The following is an 860-nucleotide window of genomic DNA, read 5'->3' as shown; positions in this document are numbered from 1 at the left end:
GCTTCAAACTGCTGATTTGCAGTTGCTTTTTCTCGATAAGAATATTGACGGAATCTTTTAATTGGCTTTCAAGCTCCAATGGCTCGACATCGACTAAAGAAGCGGCATCAAGCGCGTCAAAGATTTCGTCTCTTATGTCAATATAAACTTCTTTTAGGTGATTCATTTCTTAAACCACGCGAACTTTTTCTGCACTTTGACTTTTTTACCAGTCAGCGAATTCACCATATTTGCAATAGCTGGGGTGAACTTAATTTTCGCCGTATTGTGAATGCCCTGTTGGATGATCAACTTTTCCAAATTGGCTTCATAAACGAAATCAATGGTGTCTTTCGCTTTAATTTTTTCTTTGGCGCCTTGGAGAGGCATCATGTAATCCTTCTGCGATCGAGTCATAGAAAAAATGATTCGATGCTCGGCCTTTCCTAATTTTTTCTTTATCGAGTGATAAGCGCGCAACGAGGCAACAGAAGGTTCACAAACAACAAAAATGCGGTTGTATCTTTCATTGATGTCTTCTGAAGTCAGTTCGTTTATCGCATTTAAAGGCAATGAATCTATGATGAAGTTGTACTGATCCACCAGCTCATTAGAAATTCTAAATAGAGAGTCTGCATGGTCACTTATGCATGCAATGTTCTTTTCAAGGGCAAGGAAATCAAGCTTGTCTTTGATCGGGTGTACATAACTCCCAGCAATTGCGGCATCGAGCTCAGATTGGTTTAAATCGATACTATTTTGTTGCGCCTTTAGTCCTTTTAAACCCAAAAAAATATCCGAATTTAATGCCAGCGTATCGTGTTCAACAAGCAACGTTTTTAAGCTCGCTTGCTGGCTCAAGCTATGGGATAAAAAAGCAC

The 860-nt window shown here is 39.4% G+C and carries 1 protein-coding gene and 1 pseudogene; both read right to left on the bottom strand.

From position 1 onward, the window contains the following. Nucleotides 1–166, bottom strand: a pseudogene (locus R7190_RS26410) (CpaF family protein); the annotation flags it as partial. Next, the coding region (locus R7190_RS26405) for a CpaE family protein (RefSeq protein ID WP_411978086.1) at nucleotides 163–860 on the bottom strand (698 nt) is incomplete at its 5' end. The gene R7190_RS26405 and the pseudogene R7190_RS26410, both read right to left, overlap by 4 nt.

This window comes from Vibrio sp. 1078-1 (genome assembly GCF_033340475.1).
The sequence above is the reverse complement of the archived record's forward strand: the minus strand, read 5'-3'. Positions and strand labels throughout refer to the sequence as shown.